Raw genomic sequence first — 1063 nt, forward strand, 5'->3', positions numbered from 1 at the left:
ATCATCAAGGCACTGAAAGAGAACGAACAGGGCCGCAAGGTGGGTGATATATCCCGTGAGATGGGCATTGACACCAGCACTTTTTATTATTGGAGGAAGAAGTACGGGGGCATGGAAGTGGCCCATATGAAGCGCTTGAAGGAACTCGAGGAGGAGAACCGCAAGCTAAAGCAGATGTATGCCGATGCCAGCCTTGACATCCGTATGCTCAAGGACGTACTGTCAAAAAAGTTCTAGGGCCTTCCGACAAGAAGCAGCGCGCCAAATACCTCCAGGAGGCCTATTCGGTATGTGTATCGCGTTCCTGCGGGGTACTGGACCTTGCCCGTTCGATGTGGTACTACCATAGCAAAAGGGACGACACTGAGGTGATCGATGCCCTTTCCAGGCTGGCCGAAGAGCTGCCGACAAGGGGATTCGAGGTATATTACAAGCGTCTGCGTCGCGAAGGCCGCAACTGGAACAGGAAACGTGTGTTGAGGGTCTACAGGTCCATGAACCTAAAGCTCAGGAGGAAGCACAAGAAGAGGCTTCCCACAAGGACAAAGAACCCATTGGAGGCCCCTATGGGGCTCAACGAGGTGTGGAGCATGGACTTTATGGCGGATGTGCTGTCAGATGGGAGGAAGATAAGGGTGTTCAATGTCATGGATGACTGCAACCGGGAGGCACTGGCCATGGACGTGGGGCTTAACTATCCGGCGATAAGGGTCGTGGAGACCTTGTCACAATTGGAGGAAGAGATAGGCCTGCCAAAGACCATACGCTGCGACAACGGCCCTGAGTTCATATCCAAGGCCCTATCGCAATGGTGCAAGAGCAGACGGGTGGAGCTGCAGTTCATCCAGCCCGGCAAGCCCATGCAGAACGGATATATGGAACGTCTCAACAGGTTCTACAGGGAAGATGTGCTAGATGCCTATTGGTTCAACGACCTGCACCAAGTAAGGACGCTGACCCAAAAATGGATGGAGGATTACAATACAAGGCATCCCCATTCATCCATCGGGGATATGCCGCCCAGGGAATACAAGAACCGTTTCGGGGAAGAATTCTTCCCCGA

Annotated in this window: 1 protein-coding gene; it reads left to right on the plus strand. The window is 53.1% G+C overall.

Going from position 1 to position 1063, the window contains the following annotated elements:
* Positions 1–1063 (plus strand): IS3 family transposase gene (locus K1F36_RS19980; RefSeq protein ID WP_220115359.1). Its coding sequence is split into 2 segments (ribosomal slippage), with 1064 coding nucleotides annotated over them: positions 1–232 and positions 232–1063; the frame shifts between segments, so codons are not numbered across the junction. This gene is flagged as partial in the annotation.

The sequence above is a fragment of the Flagellimonas abyssi genome, from assembly GCF_019457905.1.
Classification (GTDB): Bacteria; Bacteroidota; Bacteroidia; order Flavobacteriales; family Flavobacteriaceae; genus Flagellimonas; species Flagellimonas abyssi.